The sequence below is a fragment of the Azohydromonas lata genome (assembly GCF_034427735.1).
GTDB lineage: Bacteria > Pseudomonadota > Gammaproteobacteria > Burkholderiales > Burkholderiaceae_C > Azohydromonas > Azohydromonas lata.
The window spans coordinates 1-24146 of the sequence record NZ_JAXOJX010000005.1; the positions used below are offsets into that span (position 1 = coordinate 1).

The window sequence follows — 24146 nt, forward strand, 5'->3', positions numbered from 1 at the left end:
GGCGCAGCCGCCGCGCATCGCCGACCCGGCTTTCGTGGCGCAGACGCGCGCGCCCGTGCTGCGCCTAGCGCTGTGCCTGGCCGAGGGCGCAGGCGGGGCGTCCCAGGCTTTGGCCGACGCCCTGGCCGCGCACGCGCGCTGGTATGGCGAGGGCCCCGGCCGGGGTGAGCGCCTTGGCCTGCTGGCCTTCGAGCTGGCCGGCCTGTGCGCGCTGGCGCACCGCCAGGGTGTCACGCTGGAGACCGATTCGCCGCTGCTGCTGCTGCCGCTGCTGGCGCCGCCGCCGGCCGGCGGGGAGGGCGAGGCCGCGGGCCAGGGCCAGCACCACCCCGGCCTGGAATTCGTGTTCGCCCCCCGGCGCGTGCTGGGCGACGGCGAGCCGCACTGGTTCCTGGACTTGATGGGTTTTCCACGCGCCGGGCGCCGCCACCAGGTCGGCACGCTGGACGGGGGCGTGCTGGTGGCCGACTACACGGCCGAGGGCGCGCCGGGCCTGCCGCGCTCGCGCGCCCGCTTCGCCCTGCCCGGCGAGGGCTTGCCGAACGCCGGGTGGCCGCCCGCGCTCACCGCCGTGCAGTTGCGCGCCCTGCACGCTGCACTGCTGGAAGCGGCGCGCGGCGCGGACGCGTCCACCGCCGCCGCGCTGCGCGACGAGGCCACGGACGTCGAGGCCGCCATCGCCCTGCACGGCCAGGCGCCGGGCGGCGACGCAAAGGCCACAGGCGGCAGCCCAACCCCTGCGCAGACCACCGGCGGCAGCGCGCCGGCCCAAGCCGGGGAGGGCGAAGCCGCAGCCGCCGACGCGAACGCACCGCACGGCTCCCAGGCCGCGCGCGCCGTGGCGCTGGCGGCGGCGGCGGCCGTGTCGGCACAGTTGCGCCCGCTGCTGGAGGCGTTGGGCCAGGACCGCGACGGGGTGCTGGCCGCATCGCTGCGCCCGCGCGCGGGCGACTACGCACTGGCCTTCGCCCCGGCCGTGGCCGACGCCGCGCGCGACGCCTACGAGGCGCTATGGGCCGAGCCGCCGCGCGTGCGGCTGGCGGTACCCGGCAGCCGGCTGGTGTGCCACGTGGCGCCCGCGGGCCTGCTGGGTGGCGCCAACGAGCTGTCGCGCCCCTTCCCGGGCGGCTACCGGGGCGTGGCGGTGCTGCTGGACCCGCACCGCGTGTGGGTGGCCTGGAAACTGCTGCCGCCGGGCCAGGACGCCGGCATGGCCTACGACGGCCTGGTGTGGCTGGACGACCACTGGGCCTGGTTCCCCAAGCCTTACCGGGTGCTGGCGCACCTGGCGTCGCCGCCGGCATCCGCCTGACCCACAACCCGACAGGCCGGAGGTGGACGCGATGACTTGCGACGTGAGGGCGATTTGCGCCATAGGCCTGCGCGGCCAGTTGGGCTTACATGGCGTGCTGCCCTGGGAAGGCGAGCGCGGGCGGCCCTTCCGGGAGGACGTGGCGCGCTTTTTCGAGGTCACGCGTGGCCACGTGCTGCTGGCCGGGCCGCGCACCATCGCCAGCGTGCCGGACTTCGCGCTGGCCGAGCGCACCGTGGCCGTCATCCGCAGCGGCGAGCGGCCGGCGGACGTGCTGGCGCGCTACCCCGGACGCGTGGTCTACATCGGCGGCGGCCCGGCCGTGTGGGACGAGTACGCGCCCTTCATCCGCCACTGGGACATCAACCGCCTGCCCTACGACGGCGATGCCGACCGCTGGTTCGAGCCGCGCTGGCTCATTGCCGGCGGCGCCGGGGCGCTGGCCGTCTGAGCCTGCGGGGCAAACGGCCCCCTTTGCCCTTTGATTTCTCCTGCCTCCGCGGGGAGCAAACGCCCATGGCCGCACCCGCGGGGCGCGTCTACGGTGGATGGCCTGTCTTTCCAAGGCTTGAAAGCGGCATTCCGGAGCGCTGGAGAAGATGCCCGGGGAAGCCGCTTGCACTCACGGGGCGAGAACCATGGCCAAACCGACGCCGGAAACGAAACTGCCCGCGCACGCCCTGCGCGCACTGCGGGCCACCTCCCAGTCCGTGGAGCACAGGCTGGAAACCGACTGGCGATTCCGCCTGTACGTGCTGTTCCTGCGGATTTGCCTGGTCGTGGCCGGTGGCTTCGTGCTGTGGCTGGTGCTGGCGACGATGGAGGCGGCGGATGTCGGCAGCGGCAGGGCGGATGCGTCACTTTCTGACCCCAGCCACGTCGAACGCCGTGGGTGACTAAGGGGTTACCGAACTCGAAACTTGATCTCTATACGGCATTGCCGTAGCATCCGTGAAAACCGTTGCCGAGACACCCATATTCCAGAAATACGCCTGTGAAGTTTGGACTGACGCGGAGCGCATTGAATTCATCAACTGGATTGCCGCCAATCCCGATGCGGGTGATTTGATTCCCGGCAGTGGCGGATGCCGCAAGGTTCGCTGGGCTTCAAGTGGGAGAGGCAAAAGAGGTGGAGCAAGAGTTATTTACTTCAATGCCGCCACACAAACCATTTGGTTATTGATCGTTTACGCCAAGGCAAAGTTCGACAATCTTCCCACAGAGTTTTTGGCGCAATTGAAGCAGGGAGTGGAAAATGCCCACTGAAATGGAGCGGTTTCAGCGCGATTTATTGGAGTCCGTCCAGCAAATGAAGCGGGGCGAGGCGACGCGTGTGACTGAGGTGTCCTTATCGGACGCGGCCGAGGCGCGGGCGCGAACGGGTTTGTCGCAGCAGGAATTTGCGGCCCTGCTCGGCGTTTCCGCCCGCACGCTGCAGGATTGGGAGCAGGGCCGGCGCATGCCGACCGGCGCAGCCAGAACGCTGTTGCGCGTGGCCGTGGCGCATCCCGAAGTGCTCAGGGAATTGCGTGATTGAAAGCAAACCGCCTATTCCGTACCTCGTCCTGGCCGAAACTGCAGGCAGCCATTTCATGGCTATAAAAACGCTGTGCGCCAGGAGCGCGCAGACGTCGCATGGCACCTGCAAAACGGGCATGCAAAGGGTACGTGGCGCAGCGTGCACTTCGTGAAATTTTTCACATCCGCAGAAGCAGACAGGCAGCGCCGGGGTGGACGATGCAAGTGGCTTGAATTCGTCACGCAGGGCCGCGACCTATGATCAACCATCGTATTTCTCCGCCGCGCCGCCACGATGTCACAAGCGCGGCGCCGGGCCCGTGACCCGGGCCCCTTTTGCAAAATGCTGGACACCGACCTCGCCCGCCTGATTTCGCCCCTGCTGGGACAGCACTTCAGCGAAGCGCGCGACTGCATCAGCATGTTTCCCTCGCACGCGCTGGCCAAACTGCGCACCTGCGCCCACTATATGTGCGCCTGCCTGGCCGAAGGCACGCCCGCGCAGCGCCCGCTCACCGGCAGCCTGGACCGCAAAATCTATTTGCTGATCCAAAACGGCATCATCACGGCCGAGACGGAAAATCACCTGCAGATTTTGCGCATCAACGGCAACAAGGGCGTGCACCCGGAGCAATTCAACCTGGAACGGCCCCAACTCACCGAGTTGGCCACGCAATCCCTGGATGCCGCCCACGCGCTGCTGCTGGAGTGCCACAAAAGGCAGTTTCCCGAGGCCGAAGCGCCCGCGCTGGACGATGCGGCCGATACTCCCGCTAATCTCAAGGAGCTGATTTTCCAGGCCACCATAGAGCGCCGTCCGGACGCTCAGCACCTGGCCGGCAAGATACTGCTCTCGCGCATGAACACGGCCCGCGACGGCACGGTGGACAACTGGACGCAGTATTTTGAAAACCAGGCCGTCTGGAATTCCTACCGCGAACAGGCCGCCCTGTGGCTCAAGCAGGCCGCGGCCGAATCGCACATTCCCTCCATGTACGAGTATGGCCTGATGCTGATTGCCGGCCATGAAGGCGACGCCAAGATCGGCACGGGCGAAATCTACATCCACCAGGCGGCCGGGCAGGGCCATGCCGACGCCAACAATGTGCTGGCCAATTTTTACCTGCACGGCTCGCGCAGCTTCGAGCGTGACCTGCGCGAGGCCAGAAAATACTTTGAAATTGCCGCCGCGGAAGATCACCCCTCGGCCCTGGCCCAATTGGGTGCCCTGTACGAAAAGGGTTTAGGCGGGCCGGCGGATTCCGCCGCCGCTTTCGAATGCACGCGCAAATCGGCCGAGGCCGGGTTTCCACAGGGACAATACAACCTGTTCATTTACCTGTGGAACCAGGCGGGCGGGCAAGAGCGCGCCGCGGCCCTGGGCTGGCTGGAAAAATCCGCAGCCCAATCCTTTCCGCAAGCCATGCTGATGCTGGCGCATCTGACGGCCACCGGCCAACTGCCCCAGCATGCCGTGGAAACGGCGGAACCCTGGTACGAGCGCTGCCTGGGTTTCGAGCAGACGGCCAATATCGCCTGCCTGGAATTGGCGCAGTTGTACCAGACCCTGTGCCTGGACACGCCGCGCCTGCTGCGCGCCGTCTTGTTGTTGCAGCAGTGCTATGAAAAGGAAAATGGCGAAACGGCACTGGCCCTGGAATGCCGCGAAATGGCACCCCCTTTGGTGGCTCGCCTGCGCGACAGCATTGCCGAATTTGCCCACGACAACGATTTATTGCTGTCCGCGATTCGTGCCAGCAACCGCTTCGACCCTCACGGCCATCCCTACTTGAACAGTGCGGACCGGGACAGGCTGTTGGCCAACAAGGTCAAGGAATTTCCGGAGCTGCCCACGCGGGCAGCCCGCCACAGGAAACAGCTCCAGGATTTTTTATCCGGCATCAAATTGCCGGCGCGGTCTTTCAAAAGCCGCAACCAGGGCGCCCCTGGGGAATTGGCGCCACGCAAGCCTGGGCGCAACGAGAAATGCCTGTGCAATTCGGGGATGAAATTCAAGAATTGCTGTGGACGGTGACGATATCGAGCACCGGCTGGCGGCGGACACGGCAACTCCCGCCTGGCTCTTCAGGACAAGCAAGCCTGCCCGTGCCATGCGCAGCGACGTGAGCGCGCCGGCCACCATGAAGGAAAAAAAGTACCGGGTTTCGGCCAAGCCTTAAGTAGTGGCCGCGATGTGAGGAAGGATGCGATCGGCTACCATTGCTGCACTGCAGCATGCCGCTGTCGCAGCACCCACGAGGCGTTGAGGCGCGGGTCTGCCCATGAGGCACCACACACTCAACCCGCATCCACCATGAACATTGAGCCGTCTGCCGTGTACGGCAACCAGGGACCGCCGGCCGAGTACGTCTCGGCCATGGCCGACATCGAGGAGCGCGCCGGACGTGGCGAGCTTTCGCTGGCGCAGGCCAAGCGGGAAATCTTCGCGCTGCGCGAGCGCTTCAATGCCGAAGCGTCGCTCGTGACGCAGTGGGCCGCGCGCACGATGTGAAGCCGCGCACCCGGCAAGGGCGCAGGGCGTCCCCCGGGCATCGCGGCGGCTGACTTCAGCCCGCCGCCTGCGGTGGAGGCGGCATCACCAGCTCCACCGCTTCCACCAGCCGCCGCGGCGTGGCGCTGACGTGCAGCACCTGCCGCAGCGGGTGGCGCGACAGCAGCGATTGCACGTGCTCGGCCGCGTCGTCCGGCAGGCACGCGATGGCGCAGGCGAACGCCTCCGGCGGCAGGGCCGCGTCGTTGGGGCCCACCTCCACGATCACCGATTCATAGCCGGCCTCGGCCAGCGCCGCCTTGTACTGGCGTGCCAGCGGCGGCTCGTAGCCCGCCAGCAGCACGGCCTCGCCCAGGGGCAGCGGCGCGCCGCCGTCGCTGCCCGCCGTCGGGCCGGCCAGGGGCTGCACCACCTGCGCCACGCGGGGCGCCGCGGCGTAGGCGCCGGCCAGGCCGCCGGCATACGGCACCGTGCAGGCGTCGCGGGCGCGTGCCGCGGCCTGCGCGCGCTGCAGCGCCTGCGCGCCGGCCTCGCCGTCGCCGAAAGCGTCGCGCAGCGACTGCCGCACCTCCTGCACCGCCAGCGCGCCGCGCAGCGCCTCGCTGATGGCCGGCGCCACCAGCGTGTAGAGCTGCGCGCGCAGCGCCACCTGGAACTCGCCACTGCGCACGATGGCCGTGGCCACCTGGCCCACCACGCCCTGCAGCTCGCTGGCCGGCAGCGCGGCCAGGGCCTGTTCGACCTCATGGCCCAAGGCGGCTGCGGCGGATCGCGCGGGGCCGTCGGCACCGGCCTGCGCCGGCTCGCGGCGTGCCTCGTTGGCGCCGCGGCGCGAACGCGCCTTGCCGCGCCCGCCACGCACCGCGCCGGACGGCGCGGGCGGCGCCGGTTCCAGGTCGCCAAACAGGTCCAGGGTCAGGCCCCGTCCCTGGTCGTCTCCATGCTCCTTGCTGCCCATGTCCGTACTGCCGTGATGCCGTTGGCCCGCCTGCGAGACGAAGACTGTACGTTCATACAGTTCCGTGTGCCGGATGGCGGGCGAGTGACCTTGCCGCGGGCTGCGGCAAGCGGCGCGCCATGGGCCTTGCAGAAGGCCTGTCTGCAGGCCGGATGCAGGCCGCGGTTCGGCCCGCAAGCGGGTCTCCTACAGGCACAGAACCGTCGCCTCCTGGCGCGGGGCGGCAGCGGCCCTGGGGGTGGGCTTACTTCAGCCACCCCCGCAGCACCTGCAGCTTGTCCAGCGGCGGGTCCACGGGAATCTGGCTGGGCGACAGCGCCGTGCGCACGGCCAGGCCCGGGCGCGACGTGTCGCGCAGCCGCGGCTCGGCCATGACCATGCCCTCGGCGTTGACCAGTGCAGCCACCAGCGGCTGGTTGGCCCGCTCGCCGCGCGCCAGCACGATGCCGCGCTCGTTGCTGGCCAGCGCCACGAAGCAGCCCGGCGGGTACAGGCCGACCGCCTTGAGCATGAGCGCGCCCAAGGGGTCCGGCCGCCCGTCCGCTCCCAGGCAGGCCTGCTGCGCCGCGGCCGTGGCCGACAGCGGCTCGCGGCCGATGCGGCGGCTGAGCATGGCGCTGTAGCGGTCCACGCGGCGCAGCAGCGACGCGGCGGCCTGGCCCGCGTCCAGCGCCTCCAGGGGCTGTCCGGCCAGCGCGTCGTCATGGTGCAGCCGCACGGCAGACAGCCAGTGCTCATCGGTCACGCCGCTGTCGCGCAGCAGCCGCTCGCCATCGGCGGGGTGGCTGGCAATGAGGGCGCGCTGCTGCGGGTCGTCTATGCCGCCGACCTGGCGCGCGAGCTGGTCGTGCAGCCGCCAGGCGGCGGCGTTCATGGTCAGCGCGGCATGGTCCAGCAACAGCCGGCGCTCCTCGTCCCAGCCCAGCGCCAGCGCCGCCTCGCCGGCCATGAGCATGCAGCGCAGCGCCTGGCGGCTGCTGTGGTGCGAGGTGCGGCTGCCGCCGGTGTAGATGAGGTGGAACAGCGCCTCGTCCATGCGCCGCGCCACCATCGTGCGGCATTGGGCGCGCAGCGCCTGCATGCGGCCAATCCACGGCTTGGCGGCGTCCGCGCCCTGCAGCACCTTGTCCAGCGCCAGCACCATGGCCTCCCACTCCTCGCCGGGCTGGCGCGGAATCTCCGCGCGCACCATGTCCGGCCGCACCTGCGCCAGTTGTTTGAGCGGCGCGTTGTCGTTGAGCAGGCCCTGCACGGCCTGCGCCATGCCGCGGCGCCAGGCGTTGTAGTCGGCCGCCTGGGCGAACAGCGAGCGCTGCTGCCCAAGCCGGGCCCGCACGCGCGCGTCGCCCAGGGGGGCATGGGCCGGCAGCAACATGCGCCCGTCCTCGGCATACACGCCAAAGGGCAGGAACGGTTGGGACTGCAGCAAGTCGGCGGATAGGGGGATCAGCTTCACAACGCGGGGCGGGGCGGCACGCGGGCCGCCGCGGATAAAACTATCCCGCAGCCATCGGCTGTTTGAGGCTCGGCTTGAGCCCCGCGGCGCACGGGCCGCACCGCCGCAGCGCGACTTTGTAGGCGCCGCGGCCCGCTGCGCCCCCTTGCGCCACTGCTTCGCCACACCGGCCCGCGAACGATGCGCCGGCAACGGCATGCGAAATCGTGCCCGCCGCCAAGGCCCTTTGCAGGCCTTCACAGGTCTTTGCAGCCGCCGCCACGGCAGCATCCGGTTACAGGAGTTGACGTTGCCGCCACCAACAACCCCATGGGCCAGGCCTGTTGAAACTCCCGGCGTGGTCCGTGCAGGAATTCACAGTTGGGCCAAGCTTGCGCCGCCGCGGCGCGGCCCAATCGGACCGGTTCTCCCCGTTGTTCCATCCCCGCGGTGCGCCCAGGGCGGCTGCCGGTGGCCCACAGTCCTCGCGCGCGTCTCACGCGCGTGAAGCTTCGCCGGCCGCCCGGCGCGCTCGCCCAAGTCGGTGCCGCCGCGGCCGCCAGGGCCGTTTCGCACCATGACTGCCAGCTCTCTCGCCTTCCCCGTGGCCTGGCGCAGCCGCCGCAGGCTGCCGGCGCGCGTGGAGGCCATACGGGACTTGCGCGGCTCGGTGGAGCGCTGCGCGCAGTACGCGGGGCTGGACGGCGATGCGCTGGGGCTGTTCGTGGTGGCCTGCGTGGAGGCTTTCACCAACGTCGTGCGCCACGGCCGCGGCCGGCCCGCCGGCGCGCCCATAGAGCTGCTCATCAGCGCCGAGCGCGACGCGCTGGTGGTGGAGCTGGTGCACGCGGGCGAGGCCTTCGACGCGCCGCAGCGCACGCTGCCCGTGGAGCTTGCCCACTACCCCGAGGGCGGCCTGGGCCTGTTCATCATGCAGGCCGCGGCGGACCGGGTGGAGCACGAGCACGCCGGCGGCCTCAACACCGTGCGCCTCACCCACTGGCCCGCGCCCCGGCACGCCTGAAAGCCTGCGCGCCGCTCAGGCGGTCGCCGCGCCTGGTGCCCAGCGCATGCCATGCCCGTCCGGCGAACGTGTTTTCACTTCCATCACCTTTGCAAGCACCGCTGCCATTGCAATGCGTGAATTCGTGACAACTTCTTGCAATTGCTGCACCTCGTCCCATGTCTTTGCGTGTGATCCATTTGCTGGACGACGGCCGGCTCGAAGGCGGCGGGCGCCGGGCGCTGGCCGCGCTGCAGGCCGTCAGCAGCCTGTGCCCCGAGCTGCTGGGCGTGGTGATGGCGCCGCCCGGCGCGGTGCACGAGGCGGCGCGGGCCCTGGGCTTTCGCAGCGTGGTGCTGGGCTCGCGGCCGCAGATGGTGGCGGCGCTGCTGCGCGAGCTCTGGCGCGACCGGCACAGCGCCGTGCTGGCCAACGGCGCGCAGCACTCGCTGTGGGCCGCGGCGCTGCGCGCGCTGCTGCGCGGGCGCGGCGCGCAGTGGCACGTGGTGCAGGACGGCAGCGACGGGCCTGGCGGCTTGGGCGCCGCCCGGCTGCTGGCGCGGCTTGGGCTGCGCTTCGTGGCGCCCTCCACCTTCGTGCGCCGCCGCCTGGAGGCGCAGGGCGTGCCCTGGGAGCGCGTGGAAGTCATCGCCGATTTCCTGCCCGCGGCACCGGTGGCCGAGCGCGAGCTCTTCACCGGCGCCGGGCTGCGCCGCGTGGTGATGCTCACCGCGCTGGAGCACGCCGACCGGGTCGATCTGCTGCTGGACGCGCTGGAGCGCCAGGGCGCGCTGCGCGGCCTGCGCTTTGACATCTACGGCGAGGGTGCCGAGGCGGTGGCGCTGCGCGAACGCGCGCAGCGCCACCCCAACGTTAACTTCCACGGTGCCCGCGGCGACGCGGCGCAGGCGCTGGCGCAGGCCGACTTGCTGCTGCACACCGGGCCGCGCGACGGCGCGGGCCGCAGGGTGCTGCAGGCCTTCGCCGCGGGCGTGCCCGTGCTGGTGCCCAACAGCGGCGCCGCGGGCGACATGGTGGTGCCCGGGCGCAACGGCTGGCACTTCACGGCCAACGACGCCGCGGCGCTGTCGCTGCGGCTGCAACAGCTCATGGGCGCCACGGCCGGCGAGTTCAACGCCATGGCCGAGGGCGGGCGCCGCACGCTGCGCCGCGAGCTCAACGCGCAGCGCCAGGGCGCGCGTTGGGCGGCGCTGCTGGGCGCGCGGCCCAAGGCCACGCAGCCCGCGCCGCTGCTGGCCGCCGCTTCGGACACGGGCGCGGCCGGATGATGGTGCGCTTCCTGCTGCTGGCCGCGCTGCGGCCGCTGGCGGCCCTGGCGCGGGCGCTGCGCCCGCTCACGGGGCTGTGGGCGCAGGCCCGGCTGTCGGCCGCGCTCATGGAGCCGGTGCCGGCGTCCTCCCGGGTGCTTGGGCGCGTGGAGCTGCGCGGCACGCGGCGCGTGACGCTGGGCCGGCGGCTGCGCCTGCACGCGGGCCAGTACTGGGAGACCCGCGGCGCGGGCACGATTTACCTGGGCGACGGCGTGGTGCTGGGCCGCGGCGTGCACCTGGTGGCCCATGCCGGCGTGTACGTGGGCGCGGGCACCGTCATCGGCGAGTACGCCAGCGTGCTGGACACCAACCGCTTTTGCAGCGGCGCCGCGCGGCAGCCGCAGGACACCCAGGTGTCGCCCGTGGTCATAGGCCGCGGCGTGCACATAGGCCGCGGCGCGGCCGTGCTGCCGGGCGTGACCATAGGCGACGGCGCCGTGGTGGGCGCCAACGCGGTGGTGACGCGCGACGTGCCCGCCGGCACCGTGTTCGGCGGCGTGCCCGCGCAGCCGCTGCACCGGCGCCCCGCGCAGGCCTGAAGGGCCCGCAACGCCACCAGACGTGCGTGCGGCGTGCATTTGTCACGCCGCAGTCACACCGCACGCCACGGGCGCGAACGGGATCGCGCCGCCGCATGGGAAAACCCCGTACTCCTGAATATCCACCGGCGTTCAACCCCATACCGCCGCCCCGGCCATGGACCTGCCGACCCGGCACATTCCCATACGGGAAGTTTCACTGCCCGCCGACACGCAACGCCTCAAGGCGCTCATCCTTGAATATGTCGCCTGGCTGGACATGGATTTGTCCTACCGCGGTTTCGACGCCGAGATGGAAAATTTCGAAACCCTGTACACCTTGCCCAGCGGCACCTTTTTCCTGGCCGAGCACGGCGGCCGGGCCGTGGGCTGCGCCGGGCTGCTGCGCCGCGGCGACGGGGTGGCCGAGCTCAAGCGGGTGTTCGTCCAGCCGGCCTTGCGCGGCAGGCACTTGGGCGAAAAACTGGTGGACGCGGTGGTGCGGCGTGCGCGTGCCCTGGGCTTCAGGCGCCTGGTGCTGGACGCCGTGCCGCCAACCACCCACGCGCAGCAGCTTTACCTGCGCATGGGGTTCACGCCCACGCCGCCGTATTACCCAGACCCGGTGGCGGGCACGAAATTCTTCGAATTACTCCTGGACTGACCATTCTCCGGGTGGGACGGCCCGGCATATTTCACAATCAAGCCACAAATCCCCGGCTTCACGCCCGGCGGACGGGGTTAATGGGCTGGATTAATGCACCGTCCGGCCTTTTGCATTCCTGCCACAACAGACCGGCGGGGCTGGCCTGTAATTGCTGCAGACCATTTGAATTGCGCCGAAATCAGCGCCTCTGCCGCCATGACACCCATCGCCCTGTTCCCGAGCGCAACCCCTGGATTCGTTCCCGCCGGCGCTTCGGCCGGCGTCGTCGGCCCGGCCGCCAGCCGCGGCTGCGGCGGGGAGGGCACGGCAGCGGCGCGGCTGGCCATCGTGGTGCCCGCGCGCGATGCCGGCTCGCTGCACCGCACGCTGCGCGGCCTGGCCATGGAAACCGCGTGGGACGCGCACTGCGCCGTGCTGGTGGCTACGGGCGATGGCGCCGCCGCGGCGCTGGCCGGCAAGGCGGACGCGCAGTTGCTGCCCGTCGGCCAGGGCAGCGACGGGGCTGGGATGACGCTGGAGGCCGTGCTGCGCCGCGCCGCGCAGGCGCAGCCCGCGGCCGATTGGGTGGTGGTGGTGCAGGGCGGCAGCGACGTGGCGCCGGGCTTCGTGGAAGGCCTGCGCCTGGCCATCGCCGACGCGCGCGACGGTGCCGACGCCCTGCAATGCCGCCAGGGCCGGCGCGGCGCCACGGCGCTGCCCGCGGCGGCCCGCCCGCGCCTGGGGCTCAACGGCTTTGCGCTGTCGCGCGCGGCGCTGCAGCGCTTCGTGAGCCACGGGGCGCAGGCCTGCGCCGGCTGGCGCGTGCGCGGCGTGGACGGCGCGCTGCTGCTGGACGACGGCGCGCACCACGCGGCGGGCGCCCCCTGGGAGGCCCCCGCGCCGCTGCGCGCCTTGCGCGCGCTGCTGGCGGCCACGGGACGCGCCGCCTGAAGAACAAGCGGCGCACCGCGCCCGCGCAGGGAGCCATGAAGCGACTTTCCGTGCTGGTGGTGGCGCACGACGCGGCGCCGCTGCTTGGGCGCTTCCTGGGCGCGCTGGCACCGGAGATCGCGGCGCTGGACGCGGAAGTGGTGCTGGTGGACAACGCCTCGCGGGACGGCACGGCCGATCTGGTGAAGCTGCGCCACCCCTGGGTGCGGCTGGTGCGCAGCGGCACGCGCCTGGGTTGGGCCGGCGGCGTCAACCTCGCGGCCAACCTCGCGCACGGCCGCACGCTGGCGCTGCTGCGCCAGGACGTGCTGGTGGAGCGCGGCGCGCTGGAGCGCGGGTTGCGGGCCGTGGAGCGCGACCCGCTCATCGGCCTGGCCAGCGGCACGCTGCTGGACGGCCAGGGCGTGCCCGCCATCGGCGCCTGCCCAAGGACGCAGGCGGTGCCGGAGCGCTTTGCCCGCTCCGGCATGGCGGGCGCGGTGCCGTGCAGCTGGCCTTGCAGGGCCCGTGGCGGCGCCGTGCCGCCGGATCGGCCCGCGCCCGGCCCAACGCAGCGGGTGTGCGGCGCCTTCGCCTTCATGCCGCGCGACCTGTTCGACGCGTTGGGTGGACTGGACCCGCGCTTCTTCCACGCCTACGAGACGCAGGACTTTTGCCGCCGCCTGCGCGCCCTGGGCCTGCGCGTGCAGCACCTGTGCGACGTGCGCGCGCGCTGCATGCCGGCGCCGCAGGACGGCAGCGCCGCGCCCAAGCCGCCCTCCGCGCTGTGGTGCGAGCGCAGCGCGCTGCTGTACCGGCGCAAGCACGGCGGCTGGCTGGCCGCGTGGCTGGACAACCGGCTGCAGCGGCTGGGCCACGCGCTGCGGGGCCGGCTGGCCGCCTGGCGCGGCCAGGCCGAGCTGGCGCGCGCCGAGACCCGGCAAGGCGCGCTGCTGGCGCAGGCGTGGTGCGAGACGCTGGGCGGACGCCTCTCGCCGCCCCAGCCCTGGTGAGCGCAGGGCGCCGCGGCGTCCCAATGGGCGGTTCCGCGCCACGGGTTTAAGCCGCCCCGCCGCTGCGGCGCGGGCAGCATGGGCGCCTTGCAATGCAGGGAGCGCGTGATGCGAGAGCGGGCGGGACAGGGCGCATGAAGCTGACGGACATGGACGACCAGGAGCGCGCAGCGCTGCAGGCGCTGCACCGGCGCCTGGGCCGCGCGCACCTGCAACTGCGGTTGGGCCTGGAGGACGAGGCCGAGCGCCAAGGGCTGCCGCCGCTGGCGCAGCGGCTGCATCCCGGCTATTGGCTGCAGCACCCGCGGCTGCTGCACACGGCGCTCAAGCTGCTGGGCCTGCGCGAGCGGGCGCGGCGCAACACGCTGCGCATCCAGTTGCGCCGGCGCGTGGTGGCGCTGCCGCGGCTGCCCGCGGCCTTCGACGGCTTCACGCTGCTGCACCTGAGCGACCTGCACCTGGACGTGGGCGCGGCGTTCCAGCAGGCGCTCATCGAACGCGTGCGCGGCGTGGCGCACGACGCCTGCGTGATCACGGGCGACTTCCGCTACCGCACCAGCGGGCCCGTGGAAGAGGCGCTGGGTGCGCTGGCCGCGCTGCGTCCGCACCTGGGGGACGAGGTGCTGGCCGTGCTGGGCAACCACGACTCCATACGCATGGTTCCGGCCATGGAGGCGCTTGGGCTGCGCGTGCTGCTCAACGAGTCGGTGGCGCTGCGCCGCGGCGCCGCGGCGCTGTTCGTGGCCGGCATCGACGACGCGCACCACTTCCAGGCCCACAACCTGCACAAGGCGGTGGAGCACATCCCGGCCGACGGCTGCGCGCTGCTGCTGTCGCACGCGCCGGAGCCCTACCGGCAGGCGGCGCACTGCGGGTTCGACCTGATGCTGTGCGGCCACACCCACGGCGGGCAGTTGTGCCTGCCCGGCGGCATTCCCGTGCTCACCTGCTCCGGCGCGCCGCGCGCCCTGGCCCGCGGCGCCTGGCGCCACGGCGCCATGCAGGGCTACACGTCGGTGGGCTGCGGCTCCTCGGTGCTGGACGTGCGGCTGAACTGCCTGCCCGAGATCACGGTGCACACGCTGGTGCGCGGCTGAGGCGCGCCGCTTGCCCGGCGTTGGGCCAGGGGCCGCTTGTCGCGCCGCCGCGCCGTGCGGCGGGCCCGGCCCGCGTCAAGCCCGCACCATGAAAACTCCCGCTTCCGGCACGGCCGCCAAGCCGTCCCAACCCGCCAGCCCGGCCACCACTGCGGCCGATGCCCCGGCCGACACCCGCGGCGCGGCGCCCAGCGAAAGCGCGGCCGGCGCGGGCGCGGCCTTCGACGTGGACGAGGCACTGCGCCGCATCGAAGCGGCGGTGCAACCTTTCCCCAAGGCGGCGCTGTTCGAGCTGGCGCAGGAGGGGTTCGACAGCGCCTTCGAGCAGCTCATGGCCTGCATCGTCTCCATCCGCACGCGCGACGAGACGACGCTGGTGGCGGCGCGGCGGCTGTTTGCCCTGGCGCGCACGCCGGCGGCGGTGGCGGCGCTGGAGGTGCGGGCGCTGGACGAGGCCATCGCCGACAGCACCTACCACGAGGCCAAGGCGTGGCAGATGCACGCCATCGCCCGCACGGTGGTGGAGGAGCACGGCGGCGAGCTGCCCTGCGACGAGGCGGTGCTGCTGGGCTTTCGCGGCGTTGGGCCCAAGTGCGCCAACCTCGTGCTGGGCATCGCGTGCGGGCAGCCGCGCATCGGGGTGGACATCCACGTGCACCGCATCACCAACCGCTGGGGCTACGTGCAGGCGCGCACGCCGGAGCTGTCGCTGGCGGTGCTGCAGCGCGAGCTGCCGCGGCGCTGGTGGGTGGACATCAACCGGCTGCTCGTGCCCTTCGGCAAGCACGTGTGCACGCCCGCGCTGCCGCGCTGCTCGACCTGCCCGGTGCGGGACCTGTGCGCCAGGGTGGGGGTCACGAAGCACCGGTAGGGAGGCAGGCGCGCCCGGCCCGCGCACACGGCTGTCCGGGGAGAGTGGGCAAGCGCCAGCGGCAGGCGGCAGGTGTTAGACCGTCTAACACCGTGTTCAGGGGCCTGCGCCGTGCCGTCCTCCGCGGCGCCGCTGGCGGCGCGCGTGCGGCGGCAACGGCCACCTCCGCTCACCGCGACAGCATCGCCCGCGTCCTGTGCACGCACGCGAACTCGCCGCCGCGCGGGTCGTAGTCCCAGCGTTCCACCTCGCAGTGCCGCGCCCCGTCCGTGCCCTCGTGGCGCAGCAGGTTGACGGAGTTGGGCAGCTCGCCGCGCACGCGGTGCGAGATGGACGTGCCCGCCTGCACCAGCCACACCGCGCGCGCGCCGGCCTCCACCCGGTCGCAGCGCGGGCGGTGGGTGTGGCCGCCCAGCAGCAGGTCCACCCCGGCCTGCGCCCACAGCGACAGCGCCTCGCGCGGGCAGCGCAGGCGGTCGCCCAAGTCGCAGCTCTGCACCGCGTGCAGCGGCTGGTGCGTGGCCACCACGCGCAACTGCCGCGGCGAGGCCTGGCGCAGCCGCCGCGCCACGCGTTCGACCTGCGCGGCCGAGAGCTCGCCGTGCTTGTGCCGCCAGCGCCGCGTGGTCTTGACCAGCAGCAGCAGCAAATCCTCGCGTTCGAGCTCCGGCTCCAGCTCCGTGCCAAAGGCCTGGCGGTAGTTGCCGTAGGGGCGCAGCAGCCGCTGCACGAGGTCGTAGAGCGGGATGTCGTGGTTGCCGGGCATGGCCAGGGTCAGCGCGCCGGGCAGCGAGTCGGCAAAGCGGCGCGCGGCGGCGAACTGCTCGCGCCGCGCGCGCTGGGTGAGATCGCCCGTCCACACCACCACGTCAGGCTGCTCGCGCAGCGCCAGGCGCCGCAGCGCGTCGCGCACCTCGGGAATCTCGGCGCCGAAGTGCGCGTCCGACACCTGCAGCAGCCGGCTCATGGCTGGCCGGCAGCGCCCGCGGCCCCTGCCCAGACGGCCGGCGCCGCCCGGGCGGGCGCTGCGCCGCTCGCCGCATCGCTGCCGGCCTCGCGGGCCGCCGCGCCGCCGGCCGGCACGTCCTGCGCATCCCCGGCCGGCACCAGCAGCCGCAGCGGCGTGGGCGAGACGGCGAAGGTCAGCGGCGTGCGCATGGTGAGCACCTCGCCGTCCAGCGCCACGCGCAGGCGCCGCCCGCGCGCGCCGTGCGCGGGCGTGACGGTGAGGCGCCGGAAAGAGAAGTCCACCGCGTTGGCCGCCTCGGCCAGGCGGCCCAGCGCGCCGCGCAGCGCCAGCCCAAGCAGGCCCAGGCGCCCAACGGGCTTGACCATCACCGCCGTCAGCGAGCCCGCGGCGGCGGCCTCGGCCAGCCCAAGCTGCTCCAGTTGCAACCGGTTGTTGCCCACGAACAGCGTGGGCGTGCGCACCACGACGCTGCGCCCGCCCAAGTCCAGCTCCAGCGTCCACTGCCGGTGCTGGCGCAGGATGGTGCCCAGCGCCGCCAGCATGGCGTTGAAGCGGTAGCGGCCGAACTGCTTCTTGAAGCTCTCGCGGTCCTGCAACAGCTGCGGGTACAGGCCCAGGCTGGCGTTGACCAGGAACACCCGGTCGTTGAGCAGCCCAAGCTGCACCGGCCGCACCCGCGCCGTGAGCAGCGCATGCACGGCCTGCTCCATGTCCGTGGGAATGCCGTGGTTGCGCGCGAAGTAGTTGAAGGTGCCCTGCGGCAGCACGCCCATGGGCAGCCCCGTGGGCAGCAGCGCCTGCGCCACGGTGTTGAGCGTGCCGTCGCCGCCGGCGGCCACCACCGCGCCGCCCTGCGCCACGGCCCAGTCCACGGCTTGGGCGGCCACCTCGGCGGGCGGGCGCTGCCCGTCGATGCAAAAGACCTCGTGGCGCCGGCCCGCGGCCTGCAGCACGCCGTGCAGCGTCTGCAGGCGCTCTTGCGTCTCCAAGTGCCCGGAGCCGCAATTCAGGACGATGGCCAGCGCCAGGCCGGCACCGTCGCCGGCCTCGGCGGGCGCCTGGACACGAGGGTCTGCGGCAGCAATCGTGGTGGTGGGCATATGGCCGCGCCGCAGCAATGTGCGTTCCCGTGACTGAACGGGTAGGTGCGGCCCTAAACACGGGCCACTTTCTGCCGGAAACAGTCTTGTGACGACACGCCCGCGGGCGGGGACTCAGCCCCGCCATGGCTCGCAAGCACAGGAATCACGACCACAACATGAACGACGGACACCTTCTCATCCTCGACGACAGCCCCGTGCAGCGGGCCGCATTGCGCGAGGCGCTGAGCGGCGAGCACCGGCTGGAGTTTTTCCGCGGCATTGCCGACGCCGCGGCCGTGGCGCGGCGCCAGGCGCCGGCGCTCATCGTGCTGGACGTGGAAAAGGCCGAGAGCGACCCGGCCGCCGCGTGCCGCGCGCTGTGGGCCGACGCCGCCACGGCCGACATCCCCGTGGTGCTCTTCACCCGCCATGGCGGGCCCGGCAGCCGGGCGGCGGCGCGGCAGGCCGGGGCGGCGGACTTCATCGCCAAGCCCGCGACGGTGCAGGCGCTGCGCGCGCGGGTGCGGCTCCAGCTGGAGCTGGCGCAGCCCGCGGAGCAGGGCGGCGAGTCGGCCCGGCGCGAGCTGCTTGGGCTGGTGGCGCAGTCCAACCGCCAGCGCGACGCCGAGTCGCAACTGCACCCCTGGCGCATGGCCGCCTACGCCGCGGAGCTCGCACGCGCGGCCGGCTGGGACGAACGCGGCTGCGCGCTGCTCGAAGCGGCCGCGGCGCTGCACGACGTGGGCGAGCTCGACATCCCCGACGGCATCCTGCTCAAGCCGCTCAAGCTCGATGCCGACGAGTGGGACGCCGTCAGGACGCATTGCCGCGCCGGCCACGCGCTGCTGTCGCGCCGCGCCGCGCCCGCGTTCCAGCTCGCGGCCACCATCGCGCTGCACCACCACGAGCGCTGGGACGGCGGCGGCTACCCCGCGGGCCTGGCCGGCAACGCCATTCCCGAGGCCGCGCGCATCGCCGCCGTGGCCGACGCCTTCGACGCCCTCACCAGCCGCCGCCCCTGGCGCAAGGCCTGGTCGGTGGACGCGGCCATGACCACGCTGCGCCTGGACGCGGGCACGCACCTGGATCCGTGCCTGGTTTCGCTGTTCGAGAACGCGCTGCCTCGCATCATGGAACTGCGCACGGCTTGGGCGCTGTGAGCGCAGGCGCTGTCCCGCGGGCAGGCGGCAGGCCCACAGTGCGGGAGCAATCGGGTCGTTTTGCACGAAGCCCGTCGGCGGCGGGTATCAACACGGGCCCGCCCGGACCGATAAACCCCTGACCCCGCAGCCCCCGCGCCCGCCGTGCCCACCGTCTTCCCCGTTCCCGCCGTCGCCCAAGTGCCCACCGCGCCCGCCGCTGCGCGGCCCGCGGCCGATGCCCCGACCGAAGCCGTGTGCGCCGCGCTGCGCCACGAGCTGCGCACGGTCCGCTCGGTGGTGGACGTCCTCAAGGAGGTGGTGTTCCAGACCGACGCGGCGGGGCGGTGGACCTTTCTCAACCCCGCGTGGACCGACGTCCTGGGCCACGACGTGCAGGCCTCGCTGGGCACCCCGTTCCTGGACTGCGTGCACCCCGAGGACCGCGAGCGCAGCGCGGCGCTGCTGGCGCCGCTCATGGAGCGCGAGCAGGAGAACTGCCGCCACGAGATCCGCTGCGTGGCGCGCGACGGCTCCCTGCGCCGGGTGGAGGTGTTCGCGCGGCTGACGCTGGACGGGCAGGGCCGCGTCGTGGGCACCAGCGGCACGCTCACCGACGTCACCGAGCGCCGCCGCGCCGAGGAGCGGCTGCGGCTGGCCGCCAGCGTGTTCGAGGGCACCCACGAGGGCATCGTCATCACCGACCCGCAGGGCCGCATCGTCGAGGTCAACGACGCCTTCGAAGCCGTCACCGGCTACCGGCGCGAGCAGGTCATCGGCCGCACGCCGGCGCTGCTGTCCAGCGGGCGGCAGGACCGCGCCTTCTACGAGCGCCTGTGGGAGCGCCTGCTGGCCACGGGCAAGTGGAGCGGGGAGATCTGGAACCGGCGCGCCGACGGCGAGCTGGTGGCCGAGCTGCTGCGCATCTCGGCCGTGCATGCCGAGGACGGCGAGCTCACGCACTACGTGGGCATCTTCAGCGACGTGACGGGGCAAAAGCGCCAGCAGGAGCACCTGGAGCGGCTGGCGCACTACGACGCCCTCACCGGGCTGCCCAACCGCGTGCTGGCGCTGGACCGGTTGGGCCAGCTCATGGCCGGCGCCCACCGGCTGGGCCCGCAGGGCGGCCAGGTGGCCGTGTGCTACCTGGACCTGGACGGCTTCAAGGAAGTCAACGACCGCTTCGGCCACGCCCAGGGCGACGCGCTGCTCATGGCCGCGGCCGCCCGCATGCGCCACGCCGTGCGCGAGGGCGACACCGTGGCGCGCCTGGGGGGCGACGAGTTCGTGCTGCTGCTGGCGCGGGTGCACGGCATGGCCTCGGTGCAGCCGGTGCTGGAGCGGGTGCTGGAGTCGCTGGCGCAGCCCTATTCGCTGGCCGGCGAAGCGCCGCAGGTCTCGGCCAGCATGGGCGTGGCGCTGTACCCGGAGCACGGGACCACGGCCGACCACCTGCTGCGCGCGGCCGACCAGGCCATGTACCGCGCCAAGCGGCTGGGCAAGAACCGCGCGTGCATGGCCGGCGACGGCGTGGAGCGCGCGCCGGCGCAGGCGGTGCTCATCGAGGAGCTGCGCACCGCGCTGGCGACCGACCAGCTCCGCCTGCACTATCAGCCCAAGATCTGCGCCCGCACGCGGCGCGTGTTGGGCGTGGAGGCGCTGGTGCGCTGGCAGCACCCGGTGCGCGGTCTGGTGCCGCCCGGGGACTTTTTGCCCGTGCTGCAAGGCACGCCGCTGGAAGTGACGCTGGACCTGTGGGTGCTGCGCGCCGGGGTGCGCCAGCTCGCGCAATGGCGCGCGGCCGGGCGCGAGCTGGGCATGAGCATCAACGTTTCGCCCGGCACGCTGGTGCTGCCGGACTTGCCTGCGGCCGTCGCGGAGATCGTCCGCGAGGCCGCGCCGCTGCAGCCGCAACTGCTGGGCGGCATAGAGCTGGAAGTGCTGGAAACCGCCGCGCTGGCGGACCTGGGCGCCGCCAGCCGCGCCATCCAGACCTGCGCCGAGCACGGCATCTCCTGCGCGCTGGACGACTTCGGCACGGGCTACTCCTCGCTGAGCTACCTGCGCCGCCTGCCCGTGCGCACGCTCAAGATAGACCGCAGCTTCGTGAGCAACATGCTGGGCGACCGGGGCGATCTGGACATCGTGCGCGCCGTCATCGGCCTGGCCGAGGCCTTCGGCGTGGACACGGTGGCCGAGGGCGTGGAAACCGCCGCCCACGCGCGGCTGCTGGACGAACTGGGCTGCAGCCAGCTCCAGGGCTTCGGCATCGCCAGGCCCATGGCCGCGCCGGCACTGGAGGCCTGGCTGGACCGCCAAGACGGCCTGCGGCTGGAACAGGTCGCCTGAAGGCGGCCGCCCGCAGCGGGCAAGTCCGAGCGGCACGCGGGGTTTCATACCCGCCATTCAGGAGGGCTGTTGAGGCCAATAGCCCACAAACCGGTGTGAATTTCCTTGCCAAATAATTCCTGGGCCGCCTAAAAGGCCCGTCGTATTTACCAAAGGATTCCCTCGATACAGGCCGGAACAACTACACGTTAAGGCGTGGGGTTTTTTCCGCATGAGTTCATGCGCAAAGTGCCGCAAGTCGCAGCCGCGGGCGCGTGCTGCTTTTGTGTGCTGTTCTGCAGGTCTGCACGACATGGAATTTCCATATTTACCGATATCGGCCCAGCGCCACGGGTTCAAACTCAGTGCCTTGTGTGTCCTGGTGGCTTCCGCGCTGGCGGGATGCGGCGGGGGTGATTCACACAGCACGGCCCAAACGGACGTCACGGCCATGGAAATGCCGGAGGACGACAACGAGGCCCCGGTGGATTACGGCAGCGGCCCGGTCGCGGCGTCCGGTGCGGTGACCGAAACCCTCAAGGCGCTGGCTGCGTCCGGGGAGTTGACGTCTTCCTATGTGCCCACGTCCACCGGCCCCACGGCCTACAGCCAGGGCGCCTTCGGCCCGGCGTTTGCGTGGCCCGTGATACCGCTGCACATGGTTTTGTTGCCCGACGGCCGGGTATTGGCCTATGGCAGCGACGACAAGGGAAACCAGGGCGCCAAATTGTGGTACTCGCTGTGGGACCCGGACTGGAATCCCAATGTCGCAGGGGCCGATACCTCGCCCTTCCAATTGTTGTCCAATACCACCGGCACCGATTTGTTCTGCAATACGCAACTCGTATTGCCCGGCAGTGGCAAGGTATTCATGGCCGGCGGCGACCGCATGATCAACGGCGTGCGCAATTACGCCGTGGCCGATCTGGATTTCTTTGATCCGGCCACCAACACCATGCAAAAGCAGCCCACGCCCATGCAGTACCGGCGCTGGTACGGCACGGCCATCACCACGCAACGCGGCGACGTGGTGGTGATGGGCGGGCGTGACGACCGGGATTTCGCCGGTACCAGCACCAAGCCCGCCACGACCGCCACTTACGCGACGACGCCCGAGGTTTACGTGCCCGGCACGGGCTGGCGCACGCTCACCGGTGCGGACAGCCCGGCCGCCTTTGGCGAGACCAAGGGCAACTGGTGGTATCCCAAGTCCTGGCTGGCGCCCAACGGCAAGATCCTCACCATCACCAACGACGGCTATTTCTACGCACTGGACCCGACCGGCACCGGCGCGCTGACCAAGCTCAACGGGAAACTGCAGGGCACCAACTGGAATACCACCTCGCTGATGTATGCGCCGGGCAAGCTCATGTCCATACGCAACACGACACAGGTGGCGCTGGTGGACATCAATGGCACGCAGCCCGTCATCACGATTGGGCAGCCCATGAGCACAGCGCGCAAATGGGGCTTCTCCACCGTGCTGCCTGACGGCAACGTCTGGCTCAATGGCGGCTCGCGCAATGCCAATACCCTGGCCGACGCCGTCTACACCAGCGAAATGTGGAATCCCTCCACCGGCCAATGGACCATGACGGCCAATGCCGCCAAGCCCCGGCTCTACCACGGCAACACCATGCTGCTGCCCAGCGGCGCAGTGGTGGTGGGCGGCGGCGGGGCGCCGGGGCCGGTCAAGGGGCTCAATGCGGAAATGTATTTCCCGCCCTACCTGTTCAACCCGGACGGCTCTTTTGCCACGCAGCCGGTCATCAACCAGGTCACGCCCAAGAGTTTCAGCTGGTCCGAGAATTTCACGGTGCAAATGAGCACGACGGCGGCGGTGGACAAAGTGGTGATGATTCGCACCGGATCCTCCACCCATTCTTTCAGCAACGAGCAGCGCCGCATGGAACTGGACTTCACGCAGGACGGCCAGAGCCTGACCGTCAAGGCGCCGGCCAAGGCCACCGAAATGCCGCCGGGCTATTACATGGTGTTTGCGCTGCGCAAGAACCCCAAGGCGGCGGCCGGGGATAACCGCCTGGTGCCCTCGGTGGCCAAGATCGTCAAGCTGTCCTGACGGATTTATCCGGCGGGTTTTCCGTCGCAAAAGCACAAACCCCGCATGATGCGGGGTTTTTTTTCAGCCACCCGTGGCGGCTTGTTTTCAAGTGCTGCCTGGGCGGATTACTTGACGGTCAGGTTGGTGGGCGGTTGCAGCGTGGTGACGGTACCGCCGCCCGTGCCACCGGTGCCGCTGGTGCCATATTCAAAGGCACCGATGCTGGGCGTGGAGCCGACCGCCTTGCCGTCGAAGTCACGCGTCAGGCCCACGTTCACGCCCTTGCCGATCAGCGGCGAGCCGGCGGCCAGGCGGTAATTGGCATTGGCCTGGTCCACGAAGCCCAGGTCGGCAGCCGTGACGCGGCCGGATTCCGACGAAGGGATATTCCAGGTCACGTAGGTGCCGGAATTGTCATAGGCGTTGCTGCTGTCGGCAGTATATTGAACGTTGCTGGCATTGGCATACGACACAGCGTTATTCTTGAAATTTATCGTGGCGTTGCCGCGAATCGGGTAGAAAACGCTGTTGAAGCCGTCATTCGACTTGGATTCCAGGTCGAACGTATTGTTGTAGAAATTCAGATAACGGCCGGACTGGGTATTGTTGCCATACAGCACGATGCCGTTGTAATGGCCGCCACCGCGGTTGTAGATGACGTTGTAGCGGACGTTGACGTCGTTGACGACGGTGTCCCAATTGCCTTCGCCCAGGTAAATCTGCTGGCCGTTGTTCTTCCAGATGTTGTACTGGAGCGTGACGCGATTGCCGCCAAACCACTGGATGCCGTCGCCGTGGGTGACGGGGCTGTCGTTGTCGTGGATGTAAGAGTATTCGACGAGCAGGTCGTCGCCCTTGCCTTGGATGCCGTCCTCGCCGTTCTTATAGGTGCCGGGGTCGCCGATTTCGAGGTAGCGCAGCGTCAGCTTGTTGGCGCCGTAGGCGGCACGCACGCCGTACATGGCGTTGCGGGCCCAAATGCCGTAGCGGGTGGCGCCGTCGATGACGATGTTGCTTTGGGCGGCGTAGGCCGGGGCCTCGCCGATGCCGATGGCAAAGTTGCTGCCGCCACCGTCGATGATGATGCGGGCATCCATGGCGGAGGACCAACCGGTGTCGGAGCCGTGGTCGCCCTGCGTGGCGCGCTTGAAGGTCAGCGGGGCGGAAGCCGTGCCGCTCTTGCCCACGCTGAAGGGGCCGTAGGTGCCGCCGGCGATGTAGACCGTGTCGCCCGGGTTGAGGGCCGAGTACTTGATGCCGCCCAGGCTGGTCCAGGCCTTGGCCCAAGTGGTGCCGTCACAGGTGCTGCCGCAGGTGGCGCTCTTGTTGACGTAGAAGTTCGCAGCGGAAGCGGCGGTGGCGATCAGCAGGTTGGCGGCCAGCACGGCACCGATGCGGGTAAGTTGGCGGGTATTCATGAT

Annotated in this window: 23 protein-coding genes and 1 pseudogene; 19 read left to right on the forward strand and 5 right to left on the reverse strand. The window is 71.1% G+C overall.

Translation table 11 applies throughout. From position 1 onward, the window contains the following. From SM757_RS05115 to SM757_RS05150, 8 genes and pseudogenes are all read left to right on the forward strand, one after another. Positions 1-1312 (forward strand): Imm49 family immunity protein (locus SM757_RS05115; RefSeq protein WP_322464635.1); only part of this gene is annotated, 1312 nt, incomplete at its 5' end. 43 nt (positions 1313-1355) lie between these two features. Then, positions 1356-1763 carry a dihydrofolate reductase gene (locus tag SM757_RS05120; protein WP_218011524.1) on the forward strand — a complete coding sequence of 136 codons (408 nt, stop codon included), beginning with the start codon at positions 1356-1358 and terminating at the stop codon, positions 1761-1763. Positions 1764-1950: 187 nt separating this feature from the next. Next, complete coding sequence (locus SM757_RS05125; protein ID WP_157119253.1) at positions 1951-2208, forward strand: hypothetical protein; 258 nt, start codon at positions 1951-1953, stop codon at positions 2206-2208. Between the two features lie 55 nt (positions 2209-2263). Next, positions 2264-2578 (forward strand): transcriptional regulator, encoded by a 315-nt coding sequence (locus SM757_RS05130; protein ID WP_322464636.1) that lies wholly within the window; start codon positions 2264-2266, stop codon positions 2576-2578. Then, complete coding sequence (locus SM757_RS05135; protein WP_322464637.1) at positions 2568-2849, forward strand: helix-turn-helix domain-containing protein; 282 nt, start codon at positions 2568-2570, stop codon at positions 2847-2849. The genes SM757_RS05130 and SM757_RS05135 overlap by 11 nt, the downstream gene beginning before the upstream one ends. Positions 2850-3251: 402 nt before the next feature. Continuing rightward, a pseudogene (locus tag SM757_RS35535) lies at positions 3252-3422 on the forward strand (hypothetical protein); the annotation flags it as partial. A gap of 291 nt (positions 3423-3713) precedes the next feature. Then, positions 3714-4865 carry an SEC-C metal-binding domain-containing protein gene (locus SM757_RS05145; protein WP_322464639.1) on the forward strand — a complete coding sequence of 384 codons (1152 nt, stop codon included), beginning with the start codon at positions 3714-3716 and terminating at the stop codon, positions 4863-4865. 279 nt (positions 4866-5144) lie between these two features. Further along, positions 5145-5342 (forward strand): hypothetical protein, encoded by a 198-nt coding sequence (locus tag SM757_RS05150; protein ID WP_066341948.1) that lies wholly within the window; start codon positions 5145-5147, stop codon positions 5340-5342. Between the two features lie 55 nt (positions 5343-5397). Here the strand turns inward: SM757_RS05150 and SM757_RS05155 are convergent, their stop codons facing one another. Further along, the gene (locus tag SM757_RS05155; RefSeq protein WP_322464640.1) at positions 5398-6300 is read right to left on the reverse strand and encodes a hypothetical protein; all 903 of its coding nucleotides are present in this window, start codon (positions 6298-6300) and stop codon (positions 5398-5400) included. 244 nt (positions 6301-6544) lie between these two features. Next, positions 6545-7756: an HD-GYP domain-containing protein gene (locus tag SM757_RS05160; RefSeq protein ID WP_322464641.1), complete on the reverse strand. Its 1212-nt coding sequence runs from the start codon at positions 7754-7756 to the stop codon at positions 6545-6547. Between the two features lie 556 nt (positions 7757-8312). Here SM757_RS05160 and SM757_RS05165 point away from each other — a divergent pair. The 8 genes from SM757_RS05165 (at position 8313) to SM757_RS05200 (ending at position 15144) form a co-directional block, all read left to right on the forward strand. Further along, entirely contained in the window at positions 8313-8759 is a 447-nt protein-coding gene (locus SM757_RS05165; protein WP_322464642.1) for an ATP-binding protein, read from the forward strand. A gap of 158 nt (positions 8760-8917) precedes the next feature. After that, the gene (locus SM757_RS05170; RefSeq protein WP_322464643.1) at positions 8918-10027 is read left to right on the forward strand and encodes a glycosyltransferase family 4 protein; all 1110 of its coding nucleotides are present in this window, start codon (positions 8918-8920) and stop codon (positions 10025-10027) included. Next, positions 10024-10608 carry an acyltransferase gene (locus SM757_RS05175; RefSeq protein ID WP_322464644.1) on the forward strand — a complete coding sequence of 195 codons (585 nt, stop codon included), beginning with the start codon at positions 10024-10026 and terminating at the stop codon, positions 10606-10608. Before SM757_RS05170 ends, SM757_RS05175 begins: the two co-directional genes overlap by 4 nt. A gap of 157 nt (positions 10609-10765) precedes the next feature. Beyond that, positions 10766-11251: a GNAT family N-acetyltransferase gene (locus SM757_RS05180; protein ID WP_322464645.1), complete on the forward strand. Its 486-nt coding sequence runs from the start codon at positions 10766-10768 to the stop codon at positions 11249-11251. A gap of 198 nt (positions 11252-11449) precedes the next feature. Beyond that, the gene (locus tag SM757_RS05185) at positions 11450-12184 is read left to right on the forward strand and encodes a hypothetical protein (RefSeq protein WP_322464646.1); all 735 of its coding nucleotides are present in this window, start codon (positions 11450-11452) and stop codon (positions 12182-12184) included. 35 nt (positions 12185-12219) lie between these two features. Then, positions 12220-13176, forward strand: coding sequence for a glycosyltransferase family 2 protein (locus tag SM757_RS05190; RefSeq protein WP_322464647.1), 957 nt, complete (start codon positions 12220-12222; stop codon positions 13174-13176). Positions 13177-13310: 134 nt separating this feature from the next. After that, a complete protein-coding gene (locus tag SM757_RS05195) occupies positions 13311-14273 on the forward strand; it encodes a metallophosphoesterase (protein WP_322464648.1) in 963 nt (320 codons plus the stop codon). Between the two features lie 88 nt (positions 14274-14361). Next, positions 14362-15144, forward strand: a complete 783-nt coding sequence (locus SM757_RS05200; RefSeq protein ID WP_322464649.1) for an endonuclease III domain-containing protein — start codon at positions 14362-14364, stop codon at positions 15142-15144. Positions 15145-15313: 169 nt separating this feature from the next. Here SM757_RS05200 and SM757_RS05205 read toward each other — a convergent pair whose 3' ends face one another. Continuing rightward, complete coding sequence (locus SM757_RS05205; protein WP_322464650.1) at positions 15314-16111, reverse strand: metallophosphoesterase family protein; 798 nt, start codon at positions 16109-16111, stop codon at positions 15314-15316. Then, entirely contained in the window at positions 16108-17214 is a 1107-nt protein-coding gene (locus SM757_RS05210; RefSeq protein ID WP_322464651.1) for a diacylglycerol/lipid kinase family protein, read from the reverse strand. The genes SM757_RS05205 and SM757_RS05210 overlap by 4 nt, the downstream gene beginning before the upstream one ends. A 158-nt stretch (positions 17215-17372) precedes the next feature. Here SM757_RS05210 and SM757_RS05215 point away from each other — a divergent pair, with 158 nt between their 5' ends. The 3 genes from SM757_RS05215 to SM757_RS05225 all read left to right on the forward strand — a co-directional run bounded on the left by SM757_RS05215 (position 17373) and on the right by SM757_RS05225 (position 22743). Next, complete coding sequence (locus SM757_RS05215; RefSeq protein ID WP_322464652.1) at positions 17373-18356, forward strand: HD-GYP domain-containing protein; 984 nt, start codon at positions 17373-17375, stop codon at positions 18354-18356. A 144-nt stretch (positions 18357-18500) separates the two neighbouring features. Beyond that, positions 18501-20684, forward strand: a complete 2184-nt coding sequence (locus tag SM757_RS05220; protein ID WP_322464653.1) for a putative bifunctional diguanylate cyclase/phosphodiesterase — start codon at positions 18501-18503, stop codon at positions 20682-20684. Between the two features lie 430 nt (positions 20685-21114). After that, entirely contained in the window at positions 21115-22743 is a 1629-nt protein-coding gene (locus SM757_RS05225) for a galactose oxidase-like domain-containing protein (protein ID WP_322464654.1), read from the forward strand. A 107-nt stretch (positions 22744-22850) separates the two neighbouring features. On the opposite strand, the gene SM757_RS05230 is transcribed toward SM757_RS05225, so the two are convergent. Then, positions 22851-24143, reverse strand: coding sequence for a hypothetical protein (locus tag SM757_RS05230; protein ID WP_322464655.1), 1293 nt, complete (start codon positions 24141-24143; stop codon positions 22851-22853). Between the last annotated feature and the right edge of the window lie 3 nt (positions 24144-24146).